This window comes from Steroidobacter sp., assembly GCF_036406195.1.
GTDB lineage: Bacteria > Pseudomonadota > Gammaproteobacteria > Steroidobacterales > Steroidobacteraceae > Steroidobacter.
This window is the reverse complement of the sequence record NZ_DASWVW010000048.1, coordinates 155,547-181,575: the sequence shown is the minus strand read 5'-3', so window position 1 is coordinate 181,575 and position 26,029 is coordinate 155,547. Positions and strand designations below refer to the sequence as shown.

General features: G+C 62.6%; 22 protein-coding genes and 1 pseudogene. 14 read left to right on the top strand and 9 right to left on the bottom strand.

Annotation, left to right across the window (positions count from 1 at the left end; all coding sequences use genetic code 11):
* Positions 1–2: 2 nt before the first annotated feature.
* A complete protein-coding gene (locus VGE08_RS19525; RefSeq protein WP_331069589.1) occupies positions 3–1,445 on the bottom strand; it encodes an aldehyde dehydrogenase family protein in 1,443 nt (480 codons plus the stop codon).
* 82 nt (positions 1,446–1,527) lie between these two features.
* On the opposite strand from VGE08_RS19525, the gene VGE08_RS19520 reads away from it, so the two are divergent.
* Positions 1,528–2,544: a LysR substrate-binding domain-containing protein gene (locus VGE08_RS19520; protein WP_331069588.1), complete on the top strand. Its 1,017-nt coding sequence runs from the start codon at positions 1,528–1,530 to the stop codon at positions 2,542–2,544.
* Between the two features lie 4 nt (positions 2,545–2,548).
* Here VGE08_RS19520 and VGE08_RS26600 read toward each other — a convergent pair.
* Positions 2,549–2,767: pseudogene (locus tag VGE08_RS26600) on the bottom strand (hypothetical protein); the annotation flags it as partial.
* Positions 2,768–2,992: 225 nt separating this feature from the next.
* Here VGE08_RS26600 and VGE08_RS19515 point away from each other — a divergent pair.
* Positions 2,993–3,523: a VOC family protein gene (locus VGE08_RS19515; protein WP_331069587.1), complete on the top strand. Its 531-nt coding sequence runs from the start codon at positions 2,993–2,995 to the stop codon at positions 3,521–3,523.
* 10 nt (positions 3,524–3,533) lie between these two features.
* Here VGE08_RS19515 and VGE08_RS19510 read toward each other — a convergent pair whose 3' ends face one another.
* Both VGE08_RS19510 and VGE08_RS19505 read right to left on the bottom strand, forming a co-directional pair.
* Positions 3,534–4,736 (bottom strand): hypothetical protein, encoded by a 1,203-nt coding sequence (locus tag VGE08_RS19510; protein ID WP_331069586.1) that lies wholly within the window; start codon positions 4,734–4,736, stop codon positions 3,534–3,536.
* Between the two features lie 41 nt (positions 4,737–4,777).
* Positions 4,778–5,962 (bottom strand): FAD-dependent monooxygenase, encoded by a 1,185-nt coding sequence (locus tag VGE08_RS19505; RefSeq protein WP_331069585.1) that lies wholly within the window; start codon positions 5,960–5,962, stop codon positions 4,778–4,780.
* A gap of 201 nt (positions 5,963–6,163) precedes the next feature.
* On the opposite strand from VGE08_RS19505, the gene VGE08_RS19500 reads away from it, so the two are divergent.
* The 9 genes from VGE08_RS19500 (at position 6,164) to VGE08_RS19460 (ending at position 15,687) form a co-directional block, all read left to right on the top strand.
* A complete protein-coding gene (locus VGE08_RS19500) occupies positions 6,164–7,003 on the top strand; it encodes an alpha/beta hydrolase (RefSeq protein ID WP_331069584.1) in 840 nt (279 codons plus the stop codon).
* A gap of 33 nt (positions 7,004–7,036) precedes the next feature.
* Positions 7,037–8,227 carry an LLM class flavin-dependent oxidoreductase gene (locus VGE08_RS19495; RefSeq protein WP_331069583.1) on the top strand — a complete coding sequence of 397 codons (1,191 nt, stop codon included), beginning with the start codon at positions 7,037–7,039 and terminating at the stop codon, positions 8,225–8,227.
* Complete coding sequence (locus VGE08_RS19490) at positions 8,227–8,625, top strand: carboxymuconolactone decarboxylase family protein (RefSeq protein ID WP_331069582.1); 399 nt, start codon at positions 8,227–8,229, stop codon at positions 8,623–8,625. The genes VGE08_RS19495 and VGE08_RS19490 overlap by 1 nt, the downstream gene beginning before the upstream one ends.
* 23 nt (positions 8,626–8,648) lie before the next feature.
* Positions 8,649–9,212, top strand: a complete 564-nt coding sequence (locus tag VGE08_RS19485) for a flavin reductase family protein (RefSeq protein ID WP_331069581.1) — start codon at positions 8,649–8,651, stop codon at positions 9,210–9,212.
* Positions 9,213–9,400: 188 nt separating this feature from the next.
* Positions 9,401–10,318 (top strand): hypothetical protein, encoded by a 918-nt coding sequence (locus tag VGE08_RS19480; protein ID WP_331069580.1) that lies wholly within the window; start codon positions 9,401–9,403, stop codon positions 10,316–10,318.
* Between the two features lie 54 nt (positions 10,319–10,372).
* Complete coding sequence (locus VGE08_RS19475) at positions 10,373–11,260, top strand: DUF6282 family protein (RefSeq protein WP_331069579.1); 888 nt, start codon at positions 10,373–10,375, stop codon at positions 11,258–11,260.
* 49 nt (positions 11,261–11,309) lie between these two features.
* Positions 11,310–12,659: an MFS transporter gene (locus tag VGE08_RS19470; RefSeq protein WP_331069578.1), complete on the top strand. Its 1,350-nt coding sequence runs from the start codon at positions 11,310–11,312 to the stop codon at positions 12,657–12,659.
* A gap of 8 nt (positions 12,660–12,667) precedes the next feature.
* Complete coding sequence (locus tag VGE08_RS19465) at positions 12,668–14,809, top strand: acetate--CoA ligase family protein (protein WP_331069577.1); 2,142 nt, start codon at positions 12,668–12,670, stop codon at positions 14,807–14,809.
* A gap of 11 nt (positions 14,810–14,820) precedes the next feature.
* Entirely contained in the window at positions 14,821–15,687 is an 867-nt protein-coding gene (locus tag VGE08_RS19460) for a p-hydroxycinnamoyl CoA hydratase/lyase (protein WP_331069576.1), read from the top strand.
* 81 nt (positions 15,688–15,768) lie between these two features.
* Here the strand turns inward: VGE08_RS19460 and VGE08_RS19455 are convergent, their stop codons facing one another.
* Positions 15,769–17,385 (bottom strand): GMC family oxidoreductase, encoded by a 1,617-nt coding sequence (locus VGE08_RS19455; protein WP_331069575.1) that lies wholly within the window; start codon positions 17,383–17,385, stop codon positions 15,769–15,771.
* Between the two features lie 87 nt (positions 17,386–17,472).
* On the opposite strand from VGE08_RS19455, the gene VGE08_RS19450 reads away from it, so the two are divergent.
* Complete coding sequence (locus VGE08_RS19450) at positions 17,473–18,963, top strand: aldehyde dehydrogenase family protein (protein WP_331069574.1); 1,491 nt, start codon at positions 17,473–17,475, stop codon at positions 18,961–18,963.
* Positions 18,964–18,971: 8 nt separating this feature from the next.
* Here VGE08_RS19450 and VGE08_RS19445 read toward each other — a convergent pair whose 3' ends face one another.
* Both VGE08_RS19445 and VGE08_RS19440 read right to left on the bottom strand, forming a co-directional pair.
* Complete coding sequence (locus VGE08_RS19445) at positions 18,972–19,784, bottom strand: IclR family transcriptional regulator (protein WP_331069573.1); 813 nt, start codon at positions 19,782–19,784, stop codon at positions 18,972–18,974.
* Positions 19,785–19,822: 38 nt separating this feature from the next.
* Positions 19,823–20,161, bottom strand: coding sequence for a carboxymuconolactone decarboxylase family protein (locus tag VGE08_RS19440; protein WP_331069572.1), 339 nt, complete (start codon positions 20,159–20,161; stop codon positions 19,823–19,825).
* Positions 20,162–20,331: 170 nt separating this feature from the next.
* Between VGE08_RS19440 and VGE08_RS19435 the strand changes: the two genes are divergently transcribed.
* Positions 20,332–21,240 (top strand): amidohydrolase family protein, encoded by a 909-nt coding sequence (locus VGE08_RS19435; RefSeq protein ID WP_331069571.1) that lies wholly within the window; start codon positions 20,332–20,334, stop codon positions 21,238–21,240.
* A 189-nt stretch (positions 21,241–21,429) separates the two neighbouring features.
* The gene (locus VGE08_RS19430; RefSeq protein WP_331069570.1) at positions 21,430–24,183 is read left to right on the top strand and encodes a TonB-dependent receptor plug domain-containing protein; all 2,754 of its coding nucleotides are present in this window, start codon (positions 21,430–21,432) and stop codon (positions 24,181–24,183) included.
* A gap of 73 nt (positions 24,184–24,256) precedes the next feature.
* On the opposite strand, the gene VGE08_RS19425 is transcribed toward VGE08_RS19430, so the two are convergent.
* Both VGE08_RS19425 and VGE08_RS19420 read right to left on the bottom strand, forming a co-directional pair.
* Positions 24,257–25,333: a LacI family DNA-binding transcriptional regulator gene (locus VGE08_RS19425; RefSeq protein ID WP_331069569.1), complete on the bottom strand. Its 1,077-nt coding sequence runs from the start codon at positions 25,331–25,333 to the stop codon at positions 24,257–24,259.
* A gap of 60 nt (positions 25,334–25,393) precedes the next feature.
* The gene (locus VGE08_RS19420) at positions 25,394–25,924 is read right to left on the bottom strand and encodes a sigma factor-like helix-turn-helix DNA-binding protein (RefSeq protein WP_331069568.1); all 531 of its coding nucleotides are present in this window, start codon (positions 25,922–25,924) and stop codon (positions 25,394–25,396) included.
* Positions 25,925–26,029 lie beyond the last annotated feature (105 nt).

Sequence of the window (26,029 nt, the reverse complement as noted above, 5' to 3'; positions counted from 1 at the left end):
TGTCACCCGCCTCGTAGCGAAATGTTGATGACCTGCGCCTGCGTGAATTCGTGGAGGCCGGCGTCACCCAGTTCCGCGCCAATGCCGGACTGGCGTGCGCCGCGAAAGGGGACGGCTGGATCGGCCACCATGTGACGATTGACCCAGACCGTGCCGCTGCACACCTGCTCGGCGATCTCGGCAGCCCTGCTTACATTGGTGCTCCACACGCTCGCGCCCAAACCGAACTCGGTGCCGTTCATGCGTGCCAACGCGTCATCGACGCTCGTGTATCGCAAGACCGGAAGAATCGGACCGAACTGTTCCTCCTGCACGATCCGCGCGTCGTCCGGAATATCACGAACGATGGTGGGCGCGATGAAGTAGCCGCGGGAATGCGAGGGAACTTTGCCGCTCGCTACAGTGCCGCGATCTTTGCAGTCGGCCAGGAGCACTTTCAGCTTTTCGAACTGCGCGGAGTTTTGCACGGGCCCGAACTGCGTCCGGGGATCAGTGCCGTCGCCGACGATCGCAGCGGCGGCAAGGTCGGCCAGACGCCGACACAGATCGTCATGGAGTGCATCGGGCACATAGACGCGCTTGATGGCCATGCAAACCTGCCCCGAGTTCGCCATGGCACAACGAAAGATCTGCGGCGCAACCTCATCGAGATTGGCATCGTCCAGGATCAGGGCGGGATCGTTGCCGCCCAGCTCCAGTGTCAGTCGCTTGAGCGTGGCCGCGCCGCTCTGGAAGACTTTGCGGCCCGTTTCGGTCGAGCCAGTGAAAGCGACTTTCGCGATGTCGCGATGGCTGGCGAGCACCGCGCCCAGATCGTTAGCGTCGCAAATGACGCTGAACACGCCCGCGGGAAGAATCTCCGCACAAATCTCACCGATCCTCAGTGTTGTCAGCGGAGTCGTCGGCGCGGGTTTGGCAATGACGCAATTGCCGCTCAGCAGCGCCGGACCCAGTTTGTTCATCAACAACAGGATCGGGAAATTCCAGGGAACGATTGCGGCGACGATGCCCAAAGGTCCGCGGCGTTCATAGATGCGCTCTCGCTCGGAATCGCGAAGCGTGCGGACCGGCAGTTCAGCCTCGGCGAAATGACGCAGGATGGCGCAGCCGCGCTGAATCTCGAACTTTGCCTGCGACAGCGGCTTGCCCTGCTCGGCGGTCAGCAGGGCGGAGAGCAGCTCGATGCGATCCTCGATGGCACCCGCGAGGTTTCGCATGAGAGCACGCCGCTGATCGAGCGAGGTGCTCGACCAACCCGGAAACGCACGCTTGGCAATTCGGATCGCGTCCTCGAGTTGCTCGACGCTGGCGACCGGGCAAGCGGCCACCGGTTGTTCCGTCGCAGGATTGGTGACGTCAATGAGCTTCGCTCCGTCCACCAACTCGCCGCCGATCACCAGCTTGAACGGTGACCTGTGGAATCGCGGGTCATTGGAATGCGACATGGAGGCATTGTGGTGGTGGGCGCCTCACGCCGTCCAATGCATTGTACTTGCCTTTTCGATACTGAAGCGGTATCAACGGCGCATGGAGCTACGTCACCTGCGCTACTTTCGAGCGGTCGGTCGTGAACAGCACTTCGGGCGCGCGGCCAAGATTTTGCATGTGGCCCAGCCGGCTCTGACGCGGCAGATTCGCCATCTGGAAGAGGAACTGGGCGTCGCCTTGTTCGAGCGCAAGCCTCGTGGCGTGCAATTGTCGGCCGCCGGGCGAATGTTTCTTGGCGAATCCGAAGCCATCCTCGCTCACGTGGAGCGCTCTGTCGAAAAAGCTCGCAGCTACGCGAGTGGACACTTCGGCACGGTGCGGGTCGGCTTCAGCGAAATTGCCTCGGGACATCGCGAGATTCCGAGCAAACTGCTGGCGTTCCGGTTGAACGAGCCCAACGTCACACTCGAGCTGCTGCCGATGAGCTCGCAGGATCAGATCGAAGCCGTGAAGGATGCCGAGATCGACGCTGCGATCGTCTACGACGTGCATCAGGATTCGGCCGGCACGCAGCTACTCCAATGCAAAGATGTAGGTGACAGCGATATCGTGCTGGCGCTCTACAAGGGGCATCCTCTGGCCAACGCCAAGCAGATCAGGATGAAGGACCTGCAGGGCGAGAGCTTCCTGTGGCCATTCCGCAAAGGCGCGCCCAGCTATTCGGATACGTTGATGCGGGCTTGCGAGGCTCATGGCGTTATACCCAACATCATCCAGGAAACCGCGACGCATTCCATTCTGCTGAGCCTGGTCGGCGTGGGCATGGGCATCGGCTTCGTCGAATTCTCCGAGCATCGCTGCCAGTCGAGCAGCGTGGTGCTGCGTCCGGTGGTGGACTTGAACGTGTCGTTCAAGATCCGGGTGTTCTGGCGCAGGTCCGACGAGTCGGTGGCCTTGAGCCGGTTCCTGGACGCCATGGCTCTGCCGAGCGAGTCCAGCTCTGCCGCAAGTCCTCCTGCAAGTCATCAGCCAGCGAAAGCTGCCGCGCGCACAGTGCCTGCAGTTCCCGCCGATCAGCGACTCCGAGCTTCTGATAGGCACGCCGCCGATAGGTGATGACGCTGTTGAGCGAGAGTCCGAAGCGTCGGGCAATGTCAGACTGACTGCGTCCGGTCGCAAGGGCGGCGGCAACTTCGGCTTCTCTCTCGCTGAGACCACAGCCACGCGCCCACTGCACTACAGTGTCGAGCGACGGTGAAACGACGGTTCGTGTCGCCTGTTCCAGCAACTCGATGTGTCTGCGGATCGCGGCCACGAGGATGGGGCTCGCATGTTCCATCCGTTGCGCGGCTGCCGGATCGATCGCGCCATGAAACTCGCAACCGGCCAGCTCGCGATAAACCAGCCGCAGCCGCTCCGGAAAATCTGCACGGCCGATGGCGGGAATCACGCGAGCTGCCACCTGCGCTGCCGAGACGATTTCATTCGCCACGATGTCCCCCTAGCAGGATGATAGGAATGTCCCGCGGCACGGCTTATCTTCGCCAGGGAGCCGAGGAACACGATGGACAAAGAGATTGCACCGCTGAAGGGTCTGTATCATTTCGCCTATCCCTGCCGGGATGCGGAAGAGACGCGCCATTTCTACGAGGACATCCTCGGCGTGCCGCTGGTGAATTGCATGCTCAGCGAGCGTGTACCCAGCACCGGCGAGGAGGCACCCTACGCGCATTTCTTTTTCGAGCTGGGTGACGGCTCGTACATCGCGTTCTTCGATCTGGGCCGCGGCGACATGCCCGAGCCGTCGCCGAATACGCCGGCCTGGGTCCAGCACTTCGCCATGGAAACCGATTCGGTCGAGAGTGTCATGGCCATGCACTCGCGCTTGCAGAGCTTCGGCGTCAAAGTCCTCGGGCCGGTGGATCATGGCTTTGTGCGCTCCATCTATTTCTTCGATCCCAACGGGCTGCGTCTGGAGATTGCCGCGCGTACCGAGCAGCCTGGGTTTCTCGCGAAGGCGAAAGCGGCGGCGCACGCAACCTTGCAGGAATGGTCGCGCCAGAAGACGCAACGCCTGAAAGCCCGTTCCAACTGATCGGCCACGCTCACCCCTGCAGCAGGCGCTTTTCCCGGCTCCATCCAACGACCGCATCGATACACTCCTTCAGCAATTCCGGCTGGCCGACGTAGTAGTGAGTCGCGCCTTCGATGCGCAGCAGTCGCTTATCCTGCGTGGCCAGTGCTGCGTAGATCGCGGGGTTATGCGTTGCAGGCACGGCGTCATCGGCCGTGTTCTCGATCTGCAATACCGAGGTGCGGCGGATCTTGGCCGCGTTCGCAGGGCCTTTGGCGTTCGACAGATCGTAGCTCCACTGGCTCAGCCAGGACCGCAATGTTGAATAGCGCGCCAGGCCCACGGGACCGACATTGACCGCGCGGGGATCGCCCATGTAACACCAGCCGGGCTTGCGTCCATTCGGATCCACTTGCGGATCGAGCCAGCGAACGTCGCACATGGTTCGATGAACCACGAACGCGCGTTCCATCTCACCCGTCTGCGCTGCACGCAACTGCGCCAACTTGTCCTGACACCACGCGGTGATTTTGCGATTGCGCGCCACCTGAGCCGCACGAAAGGTCGTGATGAACTCGGCGGTGTAGGGCGGTTGGGCGGGGCATTCCGGCGAGTAGATATCGAGCGATAGATCACGACGCTCGGGGTCAAGCTCATCGATCACTGAGGGGTCGATCCACTCGGTCAATGTCTCCGCGCGAGACAGATGAGCTGCAACGAAGATCACGCCATCGGCCGGAAGCAGCTGTTCCGCTGCCAGATCGATGGGATCGCCCGCCGGCGTCTGCGTGATGTCGGGTTTCTCGGCTTGGGCCTGATAGAAAAGCGAAAGCGAGCCGCCCCCCGACCAGCCAACCAGGATGACGTGCTGATAGCCCAGCCCCTCACGGGCGTGACGCATCCAATGACCAAGATCGACCGCGACGTTTTCCATGATCAATGCACTGTCGTTCTTCGCATAGCGGCTGGCGGCGCACAGCACGTGCAAGCCACGGTCGGCCAGGGCCATCGGCATGGGCAGCAGTTGCAGCGTGGAGGTGGGATGCATGAACACGTAGAGCGTGTTCGAATTGCGATCCGGCGCGCGCAGCAACTGTCCCTCCAGATTCACCTTGCCGGAGTTTCCGGCGAAGCCATACGTTTCCGTGAAGCTGGCGCGATTGGCGAAGGAAACGATCTGGGGGATACGCTCCCAGTATGTGGTGGCCCGGGGAGTGTTCGATTGCGTGCTCATGTGCGTGCAGACTCAGCCATGTGACGTAGCGCGAGCGCCGCTCAAAGCGGAGCGGCAGCGGCGTCATATTCGAACAACCATTCGTAGCGCTCGCTTACGCGATCGGGCTGCCACTCACGGTCAACGTAGGCTTGTGCGCCTTCGACGTTGGCGAGGGCAGGGTTGTGAAAGCGCTGCGTGTTCGCCGCGGCGCCGCGGACCATCCGTGATGTTCGCTCCACGCGCGCTTGCTCGTACTTGAGCAAAGCAACTTCAGGGTCTTGGTAGCTCGTGAGTGCGCGTGCGAGGATGAGGCCATCTTCAATGGCCATACAGGCGCCCTGTGCCAGGAATGGCAGGGTAGGATGGCAGGCATCTCCCAGCAAGGTGGCGCGGCCCTTGCTCCATTGCTGCATGGGCTGACGCGACAGCAGCGCCCAGCGAAACGGCCTGTCGATGTTGCTGATGTACTCGTGCACGTCGGGATGCCAGCCCGGATAGTCGGCCAGGTACTCCTCGATGGTGCCGGGCTGCGACCAGCTCTCGATCTGCCAATCGCGATTCTCCACGACGCTGGTGAAGTTCATCAGCAGGCCGCGGCGAATGGGGTAGTGGATCACATGGCCGCCGGGGCCGACCCAATTGGACCCGACCGGATTCTTCAAGCGCTCGGGTAGGCGATCCATCTGGATCAGGCCCCGCCAGGCGACGATGCCGGTGAAGCTGGCGTCACCGGCGCCGAACAGCACCTTGCGCATCGTCGAATGGACGCCATCGGCACCGACCGCTACGTCGCAAGTTGCCGTGGGCTGGTTGTCGAACTTCAGCTTGACCGCCGCGCCGTCCTGTTCGACCGAATGAAAGTGATGATCCAGATGCAGCGCGTCCGGCTTGATTGCACGAAGCGCATCGGCGAGTGCGTCGTGCAGGTCGCCGCGATGGATGGTCACGTAGGGAAAGCCATAGCGTTCGATCGATTGCGCGCCGAGGTCGAACAGCTTCCAGGTCTGGCCGGTGCTCCACAGCCGCACCTCCTTGCCCACCGGTTGAAAGGAGTTGGCGACGACGCGCTCGAGAATGCCGATGTCGGCGAACACGCGAGTGCCGTTGGCGCTGATCTGCAGGCCCGCGCCTACCTCTTTCAGCACCGGCGCCTGCTCGTAGACGTCGACTTCGCAGCCGCGGCGGGCCAACGCGAGTGCCGCCACCAAGCCGCCGATGCCTGCTCCGACGATTCCGATCCGCATGATTGTCCGCCGCTTGCGCTACCTGATTTGACTCTATCAAAACGAATTCGCCAATGACAAATAGTTACGAGTCCGGGCAAAGCAATACCGGGCCGGCATCAAAACGACAAGAACAAAGAATTGGACCGCATGCAGGGCCGCGACAATCATGACGCCGCGGTCGCTCGAACGCGGCCGCGACACAATGGAGCGCGATCGAGAATGAATACTGAGGAGTCGCCGGCGGATTTCCTGGGCCAGGCGCAACTGCTGAACATTCCCCTGCACGCGGGCGAGCTGAAGCTGGAAATGATCGTCAAGGGGCAGGGCGCACCGCTCTTGTTTCTTCACGGGATGGACGGCGTGGAGAGTTGCTCGCGCATCATCGACATCCTGGCACGTGACTTCACTGTCTATGCGCCGTCGCATCCCGGCTTCGGGGCGTCGGAGCTGCCGCGCTCCTTCAGTACGATCGACGATCTCGCGTATTTCTATCTCGATCTGCTCGAGCACCTGGATCTGCGCAACGTCACCGTTGTCGGCTTCTCCCTGGGGGGATGGATTGCCGCGGAGATCCTGGTGAAGGACGCCAGTCGGGTCGCGAAGCTCGTGCTTGGCGCACCGCTGGGGCTGCGCACCGCCGAGCGCCGCAAGATGCACGTGACGGATTTTTTCATGCTCGATCCCAAGCAGCTGGATGCCGTCATGCAAGTCACGCCGGTCACAGAAGTGAATCTCTCGGCCTTGTCCGAGCCGATGCTGGAGCGAATCGCGCGCAACGCCGAAGCCGTTTCCCTGTTCGGCTGGTCGCCGTATCTCTACAACCCCAAGCTGCACCTGCGGCTGCACCGGATCAAAGTGCCCACGGTCGTGCTGTGGGGCGAGGACGATCGCCTCGCGCCGCTCGACTACGGCAGGAACTTCGCCGCGCAATTGAAACGAGGGCGACTGCAGACCCTGGCCAGCTGCGGGCATCGCATCTATGTGGATAGTCCGGCCGCGGCTGCGGAGACGATCGTGAATTTCACGGCGGCACGGGCAAATGAATCGCGGGCGCATTGAGCCGCGGGCAAATCGAGGCATGAGGAGCGTTCAGTGAAAGTCTGGCAATTCAGCGAACAGGCGTATCACCCGGCATTCGAGGTGCCGGGACCGATGCGTGTGACCTTGCCCTCGCACCATTGCGATCCGGCGCTGGCCGGGACGCTGATCAATCGCTATCTGGATGAGTACGTGCTCGCCGACGAGCTGGGCTTCAACATCATGGTGAACGAGCATCATGCGGCGGCGACGTGCATGTCGACGTCCTGCATGACCACGCTGGCCATTCTGGCGCGCCAGACTCGCAAGGCGCGGCTGCTGGCGCTGGGCATTCCCATCGCCAACCGCTCCAATCCGGTGCGGGTTGCCGAAGAGATCTCGATGGTCGACGTGATCTCCGGCGGCCGGCTGGAAGTCGGCATGGTCAAGGGCGCGGCGTATGAAGTGTTCATGTCGAACCGCTTGCCGGCGCGCTTCAACGACCGCTTCTGGGAAGCGCACGATCTCATCATGGAGGCGCTGCGCAACCGCGCAGAGAACTTCTCCTGGGACAGCGAGAATTATCACTATCGGGTCGTGAGCTTGTGGCCGCGGCCGCTGCAACAACCCACGCCACCGATCTGGATGACCTCGTCCAGCCCGTTCAGCTCGATCGATCACGCCAGGCTGGATTACACCTGCGCGACGTTTCTCTCTGGTGCGGTGGCACGATCGGTGTTCGACGGCTATCGCAAGGCTTATCAGGAAACACACGGCCGTGCGGCACCGGAGGAGCGGCTTGCATACCTCGGCGTGGTGGCCGTCGCCGGCGATCGCAAGGCTGCCTTCGAACGCGCCGAGCAGATGAAGGGATACTTCACGACGGCCGCGCGACTCGACGTGCAATTCCGCAATCCGGCCGGCTTCAACCACATCAAGGCGAACGTGAAGATGATGCAGGCCGGACCCAACGCGGTCCGGCCCCGGCTGCGCAGCGGGGCGCCCCTGCCTTCGGATCCGACCATCGAGCAATACATCGACGCCGGCTTGATGTTCGTCGGCACTCCCGACGACGTCTACCAGCAGATCAAGCAGTTCTATGTCGATGTGGGCGGCTTCGGCAATCTGCTCATGATGGGCCAGGCCGGCACCATCAGCCATGCCGACACGGTCGACAATCTCACCTTGTTTTCCAAAGAGGTGCTGCCGCGACTGCAGGACATTGCGATGGACGCGCCGGAAGTGCGTTACGAGGCGTTCGCCTGATGACTGACCAGACGAACCCTTCGCCGCAGGACGCGTTCGAGCGGGGCCGGCGCCTGCGCGAAGAAATCTTCGGTCCGGCTGGCATGAAGAGCCTGGACAACGCGGACGATTTCCAGATGCCGCTGCAGGATATGGTGACCCGGCTGTGCTTCGGCGAAGTGTGGAGCCGCCCGGTATTGCCCCTGAAATTGCGGAGCATGCTGACCATCGCCATCCTGGCGGGACAGAGCCGGCCCGAGCAATTGCAGAATCACATCAAGGGCGCCATCGCCAACGGCGTTTCCAAAGAGGAGATCCGCGAAATTCTGCTGCACACGATGCTGTACGTGGGACTGCCTGCCGCCAGCGACAGCTGGCGGCAGGCTACAGCCGCGTTGAAAGAGATCGGCGCGTATTGATTCGCGCCTCGTTGGGCAGGTTCATGCAAGCCAGCAGTGAGACATTGACGCCGCCGGAGCCGACCGACAGCGCCGCTATTGCCGCCGCACTGAGAGTCGGGCTGCGTGCCCTGGCCAAGGCCGTGACGGTCATCAGTTGCCGTCATGGCGCCAGGCGCTATGCGATGACGGCGACCGCGGTGAACGAGCTCAGCATGGATCCGCCGTCCATGCTCATCTGTGTGAACAAATCCGCCGGCCTGTTCACTCCGTTGACCGAAGGTGCGAACTTTTGCATCAACATCCTGCAAGCTTCGCAGGCGGAAATCTCCGCGCTCTGCGCCGGCAAGGTCAGGGGAGAAGCGCGTTTCGCGGTAGGCTCCTGGCGGGAATCTTCGCTGGGTCCGCCGTATCTGCAAGAAGCGCAGGCGAGCTTCGTGTGTCGCAACGTTTCCAAGCTCGAGTTCGGCACGCACGGTATCTTCGTGGGCCAGGTCGAGCAGGTGTACATGCGCGAGCAGAAAGATCCCCTGGTCTACATGGACGGGCGCTATGGCGCATTCGCTTGTACCTATCCACCGGGCAGCATCCCCGAGCGGAGAACCTGATCGCGTGGCAAGATCGTGCTGACTCGTTGGTGCGCCGGGGCCCGGCCCGGGCGTAACATCGACCCGGGGGATTGGCAGCGCCAGTTCGATGCCACACCGGCATCAAAGGCCTCGTCCTTTGGAATTGGACCTGTGCAATTGGCGAAGCCTAACCTTCAATCGCCCTTCATCCGCTGAGTCTCGAGACGATGTACGGCAAGAATGACCTTCGCGCCTCCCTGGCAGCGCCCCAGGCAACAGAGGTACGCACTCCTTTCAAGCCGGCCAGCTACGCGCGCTTCTACGAGGAGCCGCCAGTCGAGGACGATGCGAACGGGCAGGCTTGGTATTGCCGCGGCCAGAACATGATCGTCAACTACGTGCTGGCAAAAGTGGGTGGCCGTTTTTCGCGCTCCGGGCAGCTCGACGAATACGCGCTCTTGATCCCCGATGTAGGAATGCACGTGACCATTACAGCCAGGGACGAAGAGCAGTCGGTCACTGGGCCTGCGGTGGTGTTCATTCCACCCGGCGACAGCAGCATCGAGGCGAGAAGCGCTGGGGTACTGCTACGCTTGCTGACGACACGGTCCGAAGACCTGGTGGGCAAGTGTTCCAACCAAAGCGACTACGCAGAACGCGACCCCAACGTCGCACCGTTCGAAGCGTGGCCGGAGCCGGTGGGCGGCTATCGCATTCGCGCATATCCCGGCGACGTGCCCGGGCAGAAGGGGCGTTTCGGCAGGCTGTACCGGGGCTCGACCATCATGGTGAACTTCGGCGACGGGCGCGTCGGCAAGCGCGATCCTCGCGACGTGTCGCCGCATCACCATGACGACTTCGAGCAATACTCGATCGCCCTGGCCGGAGTGTTCGTTCATCACCTGCGTTGGCCGTGGACCTCGGACAGCACCATGTGGCGCGACGATGAGCACCAGCAGTGCGCGTCCCCATCCGTCACAGTGATTCCGCCGCCGGCCACCCACACATCCGTCGGCATGACCGACGGTCTGAATCGCCTGTGTGATGCGTTCTGCCCGCCGCGTAAGGATTTTTCACGCCGCGAAGGCTGGGTGTTGAATGCCGCCGACTATCCGTTGCCGGAGTGTTTCGACCAGCTGGAATAGCGGCGCCGATGACGATTATTCGAATGACTGGATGACGAAGCGAGGGGGGACGGAATGCGCGAAGAATTGATCGGCAAATTGCTGATCGGTGCCATCGACTTGCACTGTCACAGCGGGCCGTCGGTGATGCCGCGCCGGCTCAATCACGTCGAGGCGATCCGCCAGGCCGAAGCGGCCGGTCTGCGGGCCATTCTGTTCAAGGATCACTATTACTCGGTCTCGCCGGTCGCCGAGCTGCTCAAGGAAACGCTCTCGCCCAAAATCGAATTGCTGACCGGCGTGCCACTGAACAACACCGTGGGCGGGCTCAATCCCTATGCGGTGGAACATGGCTTCAAGTTGAACGCGCGACTGGTCTGGATGCCGACGTTCTCCGCGGCCAATCACATTCGTCATTCGCATCGCAAGAACTATCTGGCGACCAAGGAAGCCATGTTGAAGCCCAAGGGCCTGACGGTGGTGAACGACACCGGCGGCTTGCTGGACGAAGTGAAGTTCATCCTCGATCAGATCGCCAGGCAGGATGCGGTGCTATCGGCCGGGCATTTGCATATCTCCGAGATCTGGCCGTTGTTCGAGGAGGCCAAGGCGCGTGGCGTGAAGCGACTGCTGGTCAATCATCCCACGTTCCTGATTGGTGCCAGTCCCAGCGACATCGCCGAGCTTGCCTCGATGGGCGCGATGCTGGAGCACAGCTGCTGCATGTGGGCGGGCGTGCAAAACAAGAACGGCAAATACACGGCGCAGGAACTGGGCGCGCTCATCAAGGCGGGCGGGGTTGACAACACCATCATCGGCTCGGACCTCGGCCAAGAAGGCAATCCTGCGCCGGTGGCAGGGCTGCGTTACGTTATCGGCATGTGTCTCGACCTGGGCTACGGCGAAGCCGACATTCGCAAGATGGTCGGCGGCAACGCTGCGCGCCTCGTGGGCCTGATCTGATGGGCCGGATCTGCTGGGCCGAATTTGCTGGGAAGGGAGACAACGGCCGATGAATGACAATCCCGTCCAAGCGTTGATCGCCCGTTCGCCCATGCACATCCGCCAGTTCATATTGGTGATCCTGTGCTGCCTGATCAATCTGTCGGACGGCTATGACGTGCTGTCATTGGCGCTGGCCGCGCCGCAGCTCACCAAGGAATGGGGCGTGGCACCGCAGATGTTGGGAGTCGCATTCAGCGCAACCTCCATCGGGCTGGTGCTGGGCGCATTCGTGGTCGCGCCAGTGGCCGACCGACTGGGGCGGCGTTCCGTAGTGCTGACGGCGCTGCTCATCATCACCATCGCGCACTGGTGCCTGGCCGTTTCCAACTCGATCTGGATGGTTGCGGCCCTGCGTTTTTGCAAAGGAATCGGTCTGGGCACGCTGGTGGTCAGCTTGAACGTGCTGGTGGCGGAGTTCAGCAATGAGCGCTGGCGCAACGTGCTGCTCGGCGTGCTGCACACGGGGTTCTCGCTGGGCATGGCTGTTGGCGGCGCGACGGCGGCTTGGGTCATGGAGCCGTTCGGCTGGCGCTACATCTTTGTGGGCGGTGGCTTGCTGAATGGCGTCGTCCTGCTGTTCTCGATCGTGTTCCTGCTCGAGTCTCCCGAGTATTTGACGACACGCCAGCCGCGCAATGCGCTGGCGCGGGTCAACGCGGTGCTAGCGAAGTTGAAACGTCCGCCGCTGGAGTCGCTGCCGCAGATTCAAATGGGATCACGGCCGAAGATCACAGTCGCGGCCCTGCTGGCACCTGACATGCGCCGGACCACGATACTGATCTGGATCGCCTCGCTCACCTACGCCATCGTCGGTTACTTCCTCATGAACTGGAAGCCGCAGATCCTGGTGAACGCGGGACTGTCGCCGACCCAGGCCAGCTACGTCGGCGTCATCAATGGCGCATTCGGAACCCTCGGGCATCTGACGATCGGCTTGCTGACTCGCTGGATCGACGAGACGCGCCTGACCGCTATCTATTTCGCCATGGTGGTGGTCGTCCTGGTGGTGTTCGGCACGATTCCGGCCAACCCGGTTTTGTTGCTGGGTACTTCGGGCGTGCTCACGCTGTTCACGGTGGGCGCCTATACCGGCTTGTTCCTGGTGGCGATCAAGATCTATTCGGCGGAGATGCGCAATACCGGCGTCGGCTTCGTGGTCGGCTGGGGCAGGGTGGGCGCGATCATCGGTCCCATGCTCGGCGGGCTGCTGATAGGTGCGAGCTTCGATCGAGTCATGACCTTCGCGGTGTTCGCCAGCATCGCCGTCATTCCCGTGATGAGCATGTTCCTGGCCGCGGGCGCCACCTTGCGCCCGGCACCTTCGCCAGCGGTGCGGCCGGCGACGTCGGAAAAGTGAGGAGAGACATGGAGTCGTCTGCGGCGCCGACGCGCCGGTTCAATCTGCATCGTCTGCTTCGTCCCGGCAGTGTGGCCGTGGCTGGCGCCTCGCCCGATCCACGTTCCATCGGCGGGGCAATCCTGCGCAACCTTCGCAACTCCAGGTTCAATGGCCAGCTGACGCTGGTCAGTCCGACGCGCGATCGGATCGACGATCAACCTTGCGTGAAGTCATTGCGGGACATTCCCGAAGGCACGGATGCGGTCATTCTCAATCTTCCTCGCGTGGCGATTCGTCAGGCGCTCGAAGATTGTGTGGCTCGCAAGGTCGGTGGCGCGGTGGTGTTCGCGACCGGCTTTGGTGAAAGCGGCGAGGCGGGGCGTGTCGAGCAGGAGGCAATCACGGCGCTATGCCAGGATGCCGGACTGGCTCTGCTCGGTCCCAATTGCCTGGGCTTCGCCAACTACGTCGATGGCATGTGCGCGTCGTTCGAAGATCTGAATTTCTCTCAGAGCAATCTCGCGTCCGGCAGTCGACGAGTGGCCGTCATCGCCCAAAGTGGCGCGACCGCTGCCAACGTGCGCAGCTCATTGCAGGCTCGCGGCATCGCCGTGTCGCACGTCGTCTCGACGGGCAACGAGGCGGTGCTGCACATCGACGACTTCATCACATACGTGATCGAAGAGGGTGTTGCGGCGATTGCTCTGTACGTCGAACAAATCCGCAATCCGGGTGCATTTCTGACGATCGCGCGGCACGCACGCGAGCGGCAAGTGCCGATCGTGATGCTGCATCCAGGAAGAAGCGCGCGTGCACGAGCCGCCACTCAATCGCATACCGGCGCACTGACCGGCGACTACGCCGTGATGAAAACAGCCGTTGAGAATGAAGCGGTGGTGCTGGTTGAAACCATGGATGAACTGTTCGATGCCACGGCCATCCTGCAACGCTTCCCGCGCCCATCGACGGGCGGGGCCGCGATCATCACCAACTCCGGTGCGATACGAGCGCTGTCGCTGGACATGATGGAGGACGTCGGTCTGCCAGTCGCACGTCCGGGCGCCGCCACGATCGAGAAGCTCAAAGCGATCGTGCCCGACAACGTGGAAGTCGATAATCCGCTCGATCTCGGCGCCGCGGGTTATGCCTATGCCGGCATCTTCACGACCACCACGCAAGCGGTCCTCGAAGATCCCGCGACGGGATCGGTCATCTGGGCGATGACCGGCGGAGGCCCGCGGCAGCAGCTCGCCAAGGTCGAGGCGATGATTCCGTTGAGCCAGCGCGACGACAAGCCGCTGATACTGACGATCACTGGCGACGGCTCGCCGCTCGATCCGGACTGTCTCGCCGCGGCCGAGAAGAACGAGATAGTTCTATTTCGCTCGCCCGAGCGGACGCTACGAGCCATGGCGGCGCTGCATCGACATGCCATCGCGCGTGAGGCAGCACAGGAGCGTCGCGGACTATCGCGTGATATTCCCGTTCTCAGCGGTTCGGGTGCCATTGCCGAATATGCTGGTAAGGCCTGGTTGCGAGAGCTGGGCGTGCCGGTTCCGGCCGGTCACCTCGCACAGAATCTGGAACAGGCGCGGCAAGCCGCGAACGCCGTTGGCTATCCACTGGTCATCAAAGCGCAGGCACCGAGCCTGCAGCACAAGAGTGATGTCGGCGGCGTCATCGTCGGCATCAAGAGCGATAGCGAGCTGAACGCCGCCTGGGAACGATTGCACGCCAATCTACGCACAGCGGCCTCGGACGTCGTGCTCGACGGAGTATTGGTCGAGCAGATGGTGCCGCCCGGACTGGAAATGGTCGTGGGGGCCAAGAGCGATCCCAAATGGGGCCCGGTGATCATGGTGGGGCTCGGCGGTGTGTGGATCGAGGCGTTGCGAGCGGTCGAGCTATTGCCGCCGGACATTACTCATGCGCGCGCCGTCGAGCGCATCAAGGCGATGAAGGGCGGAACACTACTCGGTTCGTTTCGGGGACAGCCGCCCCGCGATGTGGATGCCCTTGCCAACCTGGTACTCACGCTTGGCGACGCAATGCGCGCCAATCCATCCATTCGAGAAATCGATATCAATCCCGTCATGGTGTTCGCGGCAGGCGCCGGCGTCATGGCGTTGGACGCCCTCATGATCACAGACACGAAAGCGAAGCCATGACAGGAGCCACGATGGAAAACGTCGCCCAGGATGCACCCGCCCCGCATACTGCCGGATTGCCGGGAGGAAAGAATGTGGCCGTCGAGTTGGACGACGGCATCGCCTGGGTGCGGCTGAACCGGCCTGAAAAGCGGAATGCGATGAGCGTGGGCCTGGCCGAGGAGATGAATCAGATCTTCGACGCGCTGGAGATCGACGATCGTTGCGGCGTGATCGTACTGACGGGCGTCGGTACGGCGTTCTCGGCCGGCATGGACCTCAAGGATTTCTTTCGCGCCACCGATGGTTTGTCGGATGTCGAGCGCCAGCGTGCCTACCGTTCCACTCGCGCCTGGCAATGGCGCACGCTGATGAACTATCCGAAGCCGACCATCGCAATGGTCAACGGCTGGTGTTTCGGTGGAGCCTTCACGCCGTTGATCTGCTGCGACCTGGCGATCGCCGACCAGGATGCCGTCTTCGGGTTGTCCGAGATCAACTGGGGCATCATTCCGGCTGGCGTGGTCAGCAAAGCCATCTCTACTGTAATGGGCGACCGGCAGGCGCTCTACTATGTGATGACGGGCGAGCAGTTCAACGGCACCAAGGCCGTCGAGCTGGGCCTGGTGAATGAGGCGGTGCCGGCGGACCGGCTCGAGCAGCGAACGACGCAGCTGGCTCGAAATCTGCTCGGCAAGAATCCCACGGTGCTGCGCCAGGCGCGCGCCGCGTACAAATATGTGCGTGAAATGAATTGGGAGCAGGCGGCGGAGTATCTGACCGCGAAGGCGGATCAGACGCACTTCATCGATCCGGAGAAGGGCCGGGCGAAGGGTTTGCAGCAGTTCCTGGACGAGAAGTCGTTTCGGCCGGGCCTGGGCAATTACGCGCGCGAGTGACGAGACAAGCGGTTAGTGGCTGGCGGTTAGGGGTTAGAAGGAGCCAGTAAGATAGCTTCTTTTCTGCCTAACCACCAACCACTAACCGCCAACCACTTCATCCTCCTGGATCATGTCCGCAGCCTTCTCCGCGACCATGATGACGGCAGCATTGGTGTTGCCGCCAGGCACGGTCGGCATGATCGAGGCGTCGACGACGCGTAGCCCTGCGACGCCTCGGACGAGCAGACGCGGGGAAACGACTGCGTCCGAAGAAACGCCCATGGCGCAGGTCCCGACTGGATGCTGCGTCACTCGGACGTTGTCGCGGAGATATGCATCAAGGGCTGCATCGTCTGTTATTTGCGCGCCCGGTTTGATTTCGTTGGCGATGAGCTCAGCGAGCGGCGAAGTCGCGAACAGTTTGCGAGCTGCCGCTACGCCACGTCGCAGCTGGGCAAAGTCGTTCTCTGTGGAGAGCAGGTTCAGCGAGATCTTCGGCCGTTCGAAAGGGTCCGCGGAGCGCAGCTCCAATCGACCGCGACTTTCCGGATGGAGCTGAATCACCATTACCGAAAACACATGCGCCTGCCGTGTTCCGAAACCGGGGAACCACGGCCGTGCGTCCAGTCTCACCGGCAACACCATCAGCTGTATGTCGGGACGCGGCAGTTGCGGCTGGGTCTTCACCATGAGCACGCAACTGCAGACCAGCGTAGACAAAGGGCCCGAGCCGGTGAGAGCCCAGCGCAACGCTGCGCCAGCCAGCCGGTCGAATCTCAGCGAGTTGAGAAAAGTAATCGGTTCACGCGCGGTGAATTCGGCGTAGATCATGGGATGTTCGGACAAGTTGCGGCCCACGCCGGGAAGATCGACCACTGCGTCGATGCCGTGTTGTCTCAAATGCTCGGCGGGTCCGATGCCGGAGAGCATCAGCAATTTGGGTGAGTTGTATGCGCCGCCGGACAGAATCACTTCGCGTCTCGCGAACAACTCCTCGGTAGTGCCGTTGCGAACACAGCTGACGCCAGTCGCACGACCGTCCTTCATCAATACTCGCGTGACCATCGCACCCGTGAGCACGGTCAAGTTGCGCCGTGACGCCGCGGGCCGAAGATAAGCACGAGAAGTGCTCGCGCGACGTCCTTTCCGATCCACCGTCACTTCGCACTCGCCAAAGCCTGTTCCGCTCTGAAAGCTGAAATCGTTGGTGGACTCGTGGCCCGCAGCCCGGGCCGCTTGCCAGACGGGATCGCCGCCCAGGCGCGTGCTGTCGACTCGCTGCACCGTCAATGGTCCATCGGCGCCATGCAAATCGCTCGCGCCTCGCCAGCTGCTCTCCATCTTTCGGAAGTAGGGCAGCACATCGGAATATCCCCATCCGCTGCAACCGAGATCCCGCCATTCATCGTAGTCGCGCGGATGACCCCTCATATAAATCATGCCGTTGATGGTCGAGCAGCCGCCGAGGATCTTGCCTCGTGGCAAGGGCAGGCTGCGGCCGTTCATATGCGGCTCCGGCTCAGTGGCATAACCCCAATCGAGCAAAGGGCTGCGCGACGCCGCCAGAAATCCCAATGGCATCGTCAGGAGCGGATGGTTGTCGGCGCCACCGGCTTCCAACAACAATACTTGCGCTTCGGGATGCTCGCTGAGCCGGTTGGCCAGGACGCAGCCCGCCGAGCCGGCTCCGACGATGATGTAGTCGTAAACCTTCACTCATCCCCCCGCTGGCAGCCGTGCGTGCTGCATCCATTTGGATAATGCCATATAGTATTCGTCATTGGCGAAATCGGGGGGATCATGATGGATGCAGCCACTCTTGCCACCGCGCTGGACAAAGCCCGTTCGTTCGCAGCCACACAACACAGACTGCTGATTGGCGGACGCTGGCTCGAGGCGCAGTCCGGTCGGACTTTCGATAGCTACAATCCGGCCACCAGGGAAAAGTTGGCAACAGTCGCCGCTGCAGACGAGGCCGATGCTGATCTCGCTGTCCGTGCCGCGCGAGCTGCGCTCGACGGTCCGCTCGCGACACAGAAGCCATCCGATCGCGCGAAATTGCTATGGCGCCTGGCGGATCTGGTGGAGGCCCACGCTGACGAGCTGGCCGTGCTGGAAACGCTCGATAACGGCAAGCCGCTGAGCGAATCGCGCAACTTCGACATTCCGCACGCCATCGAAGTGATCCGCTACAACGCGGGTTGGTGCACGAAGCTTTCGGGCGAGACCATCGCGCTTTCCGGTCCGGGGAACTGGCACGCCTATACGATCCGCGAGCCCGTCGGCGTGGTTGCCCAGATCGTTCCTTGGAACTCGCCGCTCGCCATGGCCGCGACCAAGATCGCGCCTGCGCTTGCAGCCGGCTGTGCAGTCATCCTGAAGCCGGCCGAACAAACGCCCCTCACTGCACTCCGCCTTGCGCATCTGGCCCTGGAAGCGGGTCTGCCTGAGGGTGCCTTCAATCTCTTGACCGGTATCGGCGAGGAAGCAGGCGCCGCCCTGACCGAGCATCCTGGCGTCGATAAAGTCACATTCACCGGTTCCACCGAAGTGGGGCGCGCCATCATTCGCGCGGCCGCCGGGAATTTCAAACGGCTGACCCTGGAGCTCGGCGGCAAGACGCCGGTGATCGTGCTGCCCGATGCGGATCTGGACAAGGCTGCGATGGGAGCGGCGCGTTCGATCTTCACCAACGCCGGCCAGATCTGCAATGCCGGCTCGCGTCTCTATGCCCATGCAAAAATCTTCGATGGTCTGGTGGAGCGCGTTGCCGAATACGCGGACGGCATTACGCTGGGTTCTGGTCTCGACCCGGCGACGCGCATGGGACCGGTGGTTTCCCAGGAGCAGCAACAGCGTATTCAAGGATACGTGGAGAGTGGCCTGGAGCAGGGCGCCAAGCGCATCACCAAGCCCCGCGCTATCGATCAGAAGGGTTATTTCGTTCAGCCCACCGTGTTGACCGACACCACTGCTTCCATGCGCGTGGTTCGGGAAGAAATATTCGGACCGGTGCTGTGCGCGATGCGCTTCGATGAGAGCGAGCTGACTCAGATCGCCGCGCAAGCGAATGACAGCGACTACGGGCTGGGCGCCGTGGTCTGGACCAACGATCTTTCAGCCGCGCATCACCTGGTACGCAAGCTCAAGGCTGGGACTGTGCGCGTCAATGGTGGCGGTCTCGATCCGGCCTTACCGTTCGGCGGGTTCAAACAATCGGGCTGGGGGCGGGAGAACGGCCGTGCCGGCATCGAGGCCTATACGGAAATCAAATCGGTCGCGATGGCTTTTTGATCGCGTGCTCAATCGGAGATTTCGTTCGGATCGGGCGCGCCGATGGCGCGCGACAGGCCGGCCGCCATTGCCAACAAGTCGGCGACCGACTCCTTGAGCTTGCTGGCCGAGAGATATCGATCCGGTCCCAGCACGGTCAGCGCCGCCACGATGTCTTCGTTGTAATCGAACACGGGTGCGGCGGCGGCGACGAAATTGGCGTTGAGCTGGCCCGACGTCGTCGCGAAACCTCGCTTCTGGATCTTGGCCAACGTGGCTTCGAGCTTGTCTCGCGACAGATACGATCCCTGGTCGCGAGCAGCCGTGGCGTATTCCCGATCCAGCAGCGCAGCCGTGCGTTGCGGCGGCAGATACGCAAGAAAAATCTGTCCGGTGGCGGAGGAAGTCAGAGGCAGCACATAACCGAGCTGCACTGTCAGCGCGCCGTGCCTGATGCCGTCGGATTTGGAAACGATGGCCGGTCCGGTTGCGCCGAGAATCGTAAGATACGCCGCGCAACCGGTGCGATCGGAGAGCTGCCGCAAGTAGCTGCGCGCCTCGTCCACGATGGAGAGCTGGCGAATCGCGGAGAGGCCCAGGCGCACGGCGAAAGGGCCAAGCCCATAGTGGCCAGTCTCCGGGTCCTGAAACGCCATGCCTTCGCGAACCAAACTGGCCAGGTACAGATGAGCTTTGCTTGGCGGCATGCCCGCCGCCGCGGCGATGTCACGCAGCGGAGTCGGACGCTGCGCGGCGAGCAAAGCGCGAATGACTCGAAAGCCGACCTCGATCGAACGTATTCGTCGTCGGGCGGGCGAACCTTTGTCTGATGCGGCATCCATCGGGTCATTATAGTCGTAGCCCAAGTGATTGGCCGGGGTCAGGATGCCGCTTCGCTCTCCCGTTGCTTGATCAGATCGTAGAACTTGCGGCTGGCGCTGACGGCCGAGGGCCACGAGGCATAGAACGCCAGATGCGTGATGGCCTCGCCGATCTCCTCCTTGCTGAGGCCATGATCCAGGCCCAACGACAGATGCGCCGTGAGCTGCTCCGGCCGATGCATCGCGATGAGCGCGGCGATGGTGATCAGGCTGCGGTCGCGTTTGGACAACGTGGGCCGTTCCCAGACCTCGTCGTAGAGCAGCCGATTCGTATAGTCCACGAGGTGGGGCACCACGGCTGCGAGCTCGTCACCTTGATTGCCACTGGGTTTCTTCATGATGCCGATCCTCTGTGCTGGGCCCGTCCGGACCGTCGGCCGGCAAGCATCCGGTGGCATCGCCGCCCAAGTCAAATGCCCGGCTGACCGGCGATCGATAGCCCGCCGGTATCGAAGCCACCGGCGAAAGGAATTGGACCGCCGCTCGCCAGCCGAACGACACTGCATCGATGGTTCACGCTCCGCTCTACGACACGCATGCGCACTTTTTCAGCAGCGACCTGCAGCGCTATCCGATCGATATCGCCAACGCTCGCGAAGGCGAGGCAAACCTGCGGCGGCGAATCCTTGCGGAACCCGCGACGCCGGAGCGCATCTTCGGGCTGTGGGACGAAAGTGGCGTCTCCGGCGGCGCCGGAGTCCAGTACAACACAGTGTACAAACATGACAACAGCTACGTTCTCGACGTAGCCGAGCAGCATGCGAACAGAGTCGCTCCGGTCGTCATGATGAATGCCGCGGCTGCCGACACGCCAGCGACTCTGACCCGATACATCAACGGGCGCGGCATCGCCGGTCTTCGCCTGTTCGGCCGTGCCGACGCCAGTGGAGCGTACCCCTGGCTCGATTCACCGGCGGCATTGGAAACGTGGCAGATCGCCGACCGGCACGGGCTGGCCATGGTTCTCATGGCCGCACCAGCGCAGGTCACTCCCGCTGTGCTCGAGAGAGTTGCGGCGCTCGCCGAGCGTTTCCCGGCAACGACCATCACGCTCGATCATTTTGCGTGGGCGGGCGCACAGCCCACCGATCTCGGCTTGCCAGAACCCCTGGTGAAAATGCGAAAGCATCGCAACGTTTACTACAAGCTGACCACCATCAACTTCCATTTGTTCGACCGAACAGGCATCGATGCCGCGCAATTCGTGCGCCGCGCGGCGGACATCTTCGGTGCGGATCACATGATGTGGGGCTCCGATGTGAGCAACACCTTGGAGAGTTTCGTGTTGATGGCGCATCGAGCCAGGATGTCGGCGGCACTGCTGACAGCGGCCGAAAGCAAGCTGTTTCTCCACGATACCGGCGCGCGGCTGTTCCCCTGCCGTGACCAGCGAACCCGGCTCGCGAAGCTGGCCTGAACGATCTGGCGGAAGATCTCCGACTGCGCCGTCCGATGCCGCCGGATTATCGAAAACGGACCCTAAAAGTCTTGGACGCTGCTCAAAAGAATCGAATACGGTTCAGCAATACAAATTAGAGATCCGGCCAGCGGCACGGTACCGCCGGGCCCGGTCACATAAAGTTCAACGGTGGGGCAGGGGGCAATAATGCGAATGCGTAGAGGCACCAGCCAGAAAGTCGCACTACTGGGCTGTGTCAACATGGCGGTCATGGCTGTGTCGCCGGCGGGCGCGCAGGATGCCGCAAGCGGTCTCGAAGAAGTGGTCGTCACCGCCACCGGTACGCGCATCTCCGGCTTCGACGCGCCGACGCCACTGACCGAAGTGAGCCGAGACGACCTGGAAGCCAAAGCCGTGCAGCGCGTGTCGGATCTGCTCGTCGACGTCCCGGCGTTCTCTGCGAACCAGAATATCGGACGCACCAGCGCTTCGATCGGCGCCAGCAATTTCGATCTGCGCGGCCTCGGAACGGCTCGCACGCTGCTGCTGCTGGATGGCCGGAGGGTCGCGCCTACCGATCCGGCGGGCACCATCGACACCAACATCATTCCGGCCAGCTTGATCAAGAGCATCGAGATCGTCACCGGCGGCGCCTCCGCGGCATACGGCTCGGATGCCGTGTCCGGCGTCGTCAACATCTTCCTCGATGACGAGTTCGAGGGCTTGAAGGGCGACTTTCAATACGGCATGTCTTCGTACGAGGACGTCGAAACGGCGGCCGCGTCCCTCACCGGCGGCCATGCCTTCATGGGCGGGCGCCTGCACGTGGTCGGTTCGCTCGACTACTACGACAATCGGGGACAGCTGCGTCAGGCCAGCCGCCCGTGGGGCCGCAATGACTATGCATTGATCACCAACCCCAATGGACCGCCGAGCCAGGTTCGCGCCCGCGACACACGCTATTCCCAGCTGACCAACGGCGGTGTCGCTACGCTCAACAACATTCCGGCGCTGCGCGGCATCCAGTTCGGTCCAGGCGGCACTGTGCTGCCGTTCAACTACGGAACGTCGGTCGGCAGCACGTTCATGATCGGCGGCGACGGCGGCTCGATGGCCGATAACGCCAACATCCTGCCGGAGATCGGCCGCAAGTCGGCATTCACGCGCGCCACCTTCGATATCAACGATTCGGTCAGCATCTACGCCGACGCGCTGTATTCGAAGACCGATGCCTTTTCCGACAGCGCGTACGCCGTCAACCGTACTCCGATCGCCATCGGCATCGACAACGCATTCCTCCCGCAGGACGTACGCGACATCATGACCGCCAACGGCGCGAGCACGTTCTTCATGGGCCGCATCGTGGAGGAGGCGGGCACCACCAATACCTCGATCGACAACACTGTCGAACGTTATGGCTTCGGCCTCGAAGGCAGGTTCGGCGACGGCTGGAGGTGGGACACTGCCGTGCAGTTCAGCAGGAATGACTTTCACCGCGAGGACGGCAACAACCAGCACCTGCGCCGCTACGCGTTCGGTGTCGACTCGGTCATCAACCCCGCGACCAATCAGCCGATCTGCCGCGCGTTGCTCAATGCGCCCAACAGCACCGATCCGGACATCGCCAATTGCGTGCCGATCAACATCTTTGGTGTCGGCTCGATCAGCCCGCAGGCATTGGACTATTTCCGGGGCACCGCCGTGCTGGACTCGCAGCAGGAGCAGCGGCTGTTCGGCTTCAATCTCTCGGGCAGCCTGTTCCAGACCTGGGCGGGCGATGTGGCCGTGGCCTTCGGCGGCGAGTATCGCGAGGACGAGATCAAAGCCAGCTCCGATCCCATTTCGCAGAGCAACGGCTGGTTCGCGGTGAACGCCAAGCCGCTCTCGGGCAAGGTCGATGTCAAGGAGGTGTATGCGGAGGCGGTGGTTCCGCTGCTCAACGACAGTCCGTTCGGTTACGCAATGGACGTGAACGGCGCAGTGCGAGTTACCGACTACTCCACCAGCGGCCGCGTGAACACGTGGAAGCTCGGCGTGAATTATTCGCCGATCGATCAGCTGCGTTTACGGGCCACCGTGTCACGAGACATCCGCGCGCCGAGCATCAACGAGTTGTTCTCCGGGCAGAACCAGTCCGTCAACATCCTGTTCGATCCCCGCCCCGACAGATTGGCCAACGTGACGGCCCCGCTGCGCACCGGTGGCAATCCGGACCTCGATCCGGAGATCTCCGACGCGTTGACAGTGGGCCTGGTCTACCAGCCCCACTGGGCCGACGGCCTGCGCATGTCGGTCGACTACTACTCCTTCGAGATCGAGGACGCGATCGCGACGCTCACCGGCCAGCAGATCCTCGACGGCTGTTTCAACCTGGGGCAGCAGCAGTTATGCAATGCCATCACCCTGGACGGCACGGGCGCGATCTCCCTGGTGCAGGCCACGCTGATCAATGCCGCCGCAGTCAAGACCAGCGGCTTCGACATCGAGCTCGGTTACAGCTTGCCGCTCGGTGCGGACAAATTGGATCTGCGGTTGTTGGGGACGTATGTCGATGAGTTGGTGACTACCATCAACAACGTCAGCACGGATGTTCTGCATCAGCTCGGTTCGGAAGCCTCCGGCGGTATTCCGCAGTGGCGCTTCGTTACTTCGGCTCGCTACGTCCGGCCGACGTTCAGCGCCGGGGTGCTGGTTCGATATATCGATTCCGGCCTGTACCGCTCCAACTTCGTCAGCGGCGTCAACATCGACGACAACAGCATCCCCTCACGCACCTATGTCGACGTGGATTACTCCAAGACCCTGAACGACCACTTCGAGGTGTACGCCAAGGTCAACAACGTGTTCGACGTCGACCCTCCGCTGGCGCCGAGCCAGATCACCGAGCCGAACTACAACAGCGGCGCGTTCCACGATCGCATCGGTCGTTACTTCAAGCTCGGCGCCCGCGTACAGTTCTGAGCAGCGTCCGCGTTCCCCTTGTGCGGGCTACCAGTGTGGCCCGCTTTCTTTGCTTGCCCGGTGCGCCGACAACTTAACCGTGCCGGATCTTTGCCACCGTGGGTGGCGGGGCGCTCGACTCGCGCTCGATGAGGGTGCAGGGGAGGACCTTCTGCGTGCGCTTGTCCTCCTTGTCGGAAGTCTGCGCCGCTGCGTGCAGCATGCGAATGGCGTGCTGGGCCATGTCCGCGATGGGTTGGCGAGCGGTGGTTATGGCCGGCGATACGGTGGTAGCGATCGGCGTGTCGTCGAAGCCGGCGACGGTGAGATCCCCCGGCACCTCGAGTCGATGCCGATGGGCTATTGAAATGGCCGCGGCGGCCATGTCGTCGTTGCACGCGATGATGGCCGTGCACTCGGGAAAGGCAGCCAGCATGCGCTCGGTGGCTTCGAGCCCGGACTGGAACGTGAAGAAACCTCGTTCGACCGGACAATGTTTGATGTCGGCCGCGGCCATGGCATGCAAGTGGCCGCGCAGGCGTTCGGCGCCGCCCTTGGAAGCCGGATCGCCGGCGATGAAGCCGATGTCACGATGGCCCAGCTCGATCAGTCGCGTGGTCATGCGCCGGGCGATGTCGAAATGATCCGCCGACACGCTGAAGGGATGGAGATCCAGGTTCGCAGGAGAGATTGCGACCCATCGGGCGCGCGCCGCACGCAACAAATCGAGCACGTCGGGTGCGTCGCAGGCGGGAGAGGGCAACACGAACGACTGCACGCCACTGCGCAGCACCGACTCGATCTCGGCAGTGCGATCGTGAGTCGCGGCATCCGCGGTGAGCGTGAGCTGCATGCCGAGCTTGCTTGCTTCCTTGAGCGCGCCGGTCAACAGCTCGCCCAGGAATGCCTGGCTGGGATTCTGATAGACCAGGGCGACTCGCGAGGGGCCGGAACCGGCGAGCGCGCGCGCCGAAAGGTTGAGCCGATAGTTCAGCTTCTTGACCGCATCGAAGACGCGCTCTTGCAGCGGTGCCCGCACGAGATGTCCCCCGCGCAGGACGCGGGAAACCGTCATACGTGAGACGCCAGCGGCGGCGGCGACATCATCGATCGTGACTTCCTGTATCTGACGGCGAGGTCGCCGCTTGTCCGCGCGCGTAGCCAGCTGCATCTCCACCCTGTTCACCCGCAGCAATGAGAATGCGCTGGGGCTCAGCGGCGCGTCAAGATTTCACAGCCCGGCTCTCATCGGCTTCATCGCATTGCCGGGTCTCGTCGATCGCCGAGGCGGGCTCGGCGCGTCGTCGTCGGAATCGAGCATCCGCAAACGCAGATTGGTGTAGGTCGCCACCAGCGAGTTGCACACCGACTCCACATCGGTGCGCATCAGCCGGGCGATCTCGCTGTGTTTCTTGCCCTCGTTGAAGAGGCTAAGGATCTGGCGGTCACGCTCCGGCAGTTCGCGCAGAAAGCTGGCCACGACGGCGTCTTCGGCAGGATCGGAATGGCGGCCAAGCTGGTCGATCTCGTGCACGGCGCGGTCGATGATCGGCCATGGATCCCCGTCCGCGTCGGAGAGCTCCTGCAGATCCGCGACCGCATGATCGAGAATGTCGGTAATCTCTGCGGCGGGCAGGCCCAGCTCGCGAGCCAGCCTTTCGCCCGCCATGGCCTGGCGCTCGCGCCACCAGCCTGTGCGGCTCAACCAACTCTGGATGGCGAGACGCAGCGACCCCAACCCCCGTTCCAGTGCCTGCATCATGGCCTCTTCTTATGCGCTTCTTATGCGCTTCTTATGCGCGTCATTTACGTGTTATGACCGCCTTGAATCGCTTCGAGTGCGGAGGATCCGGCGAGTCACAAGCTA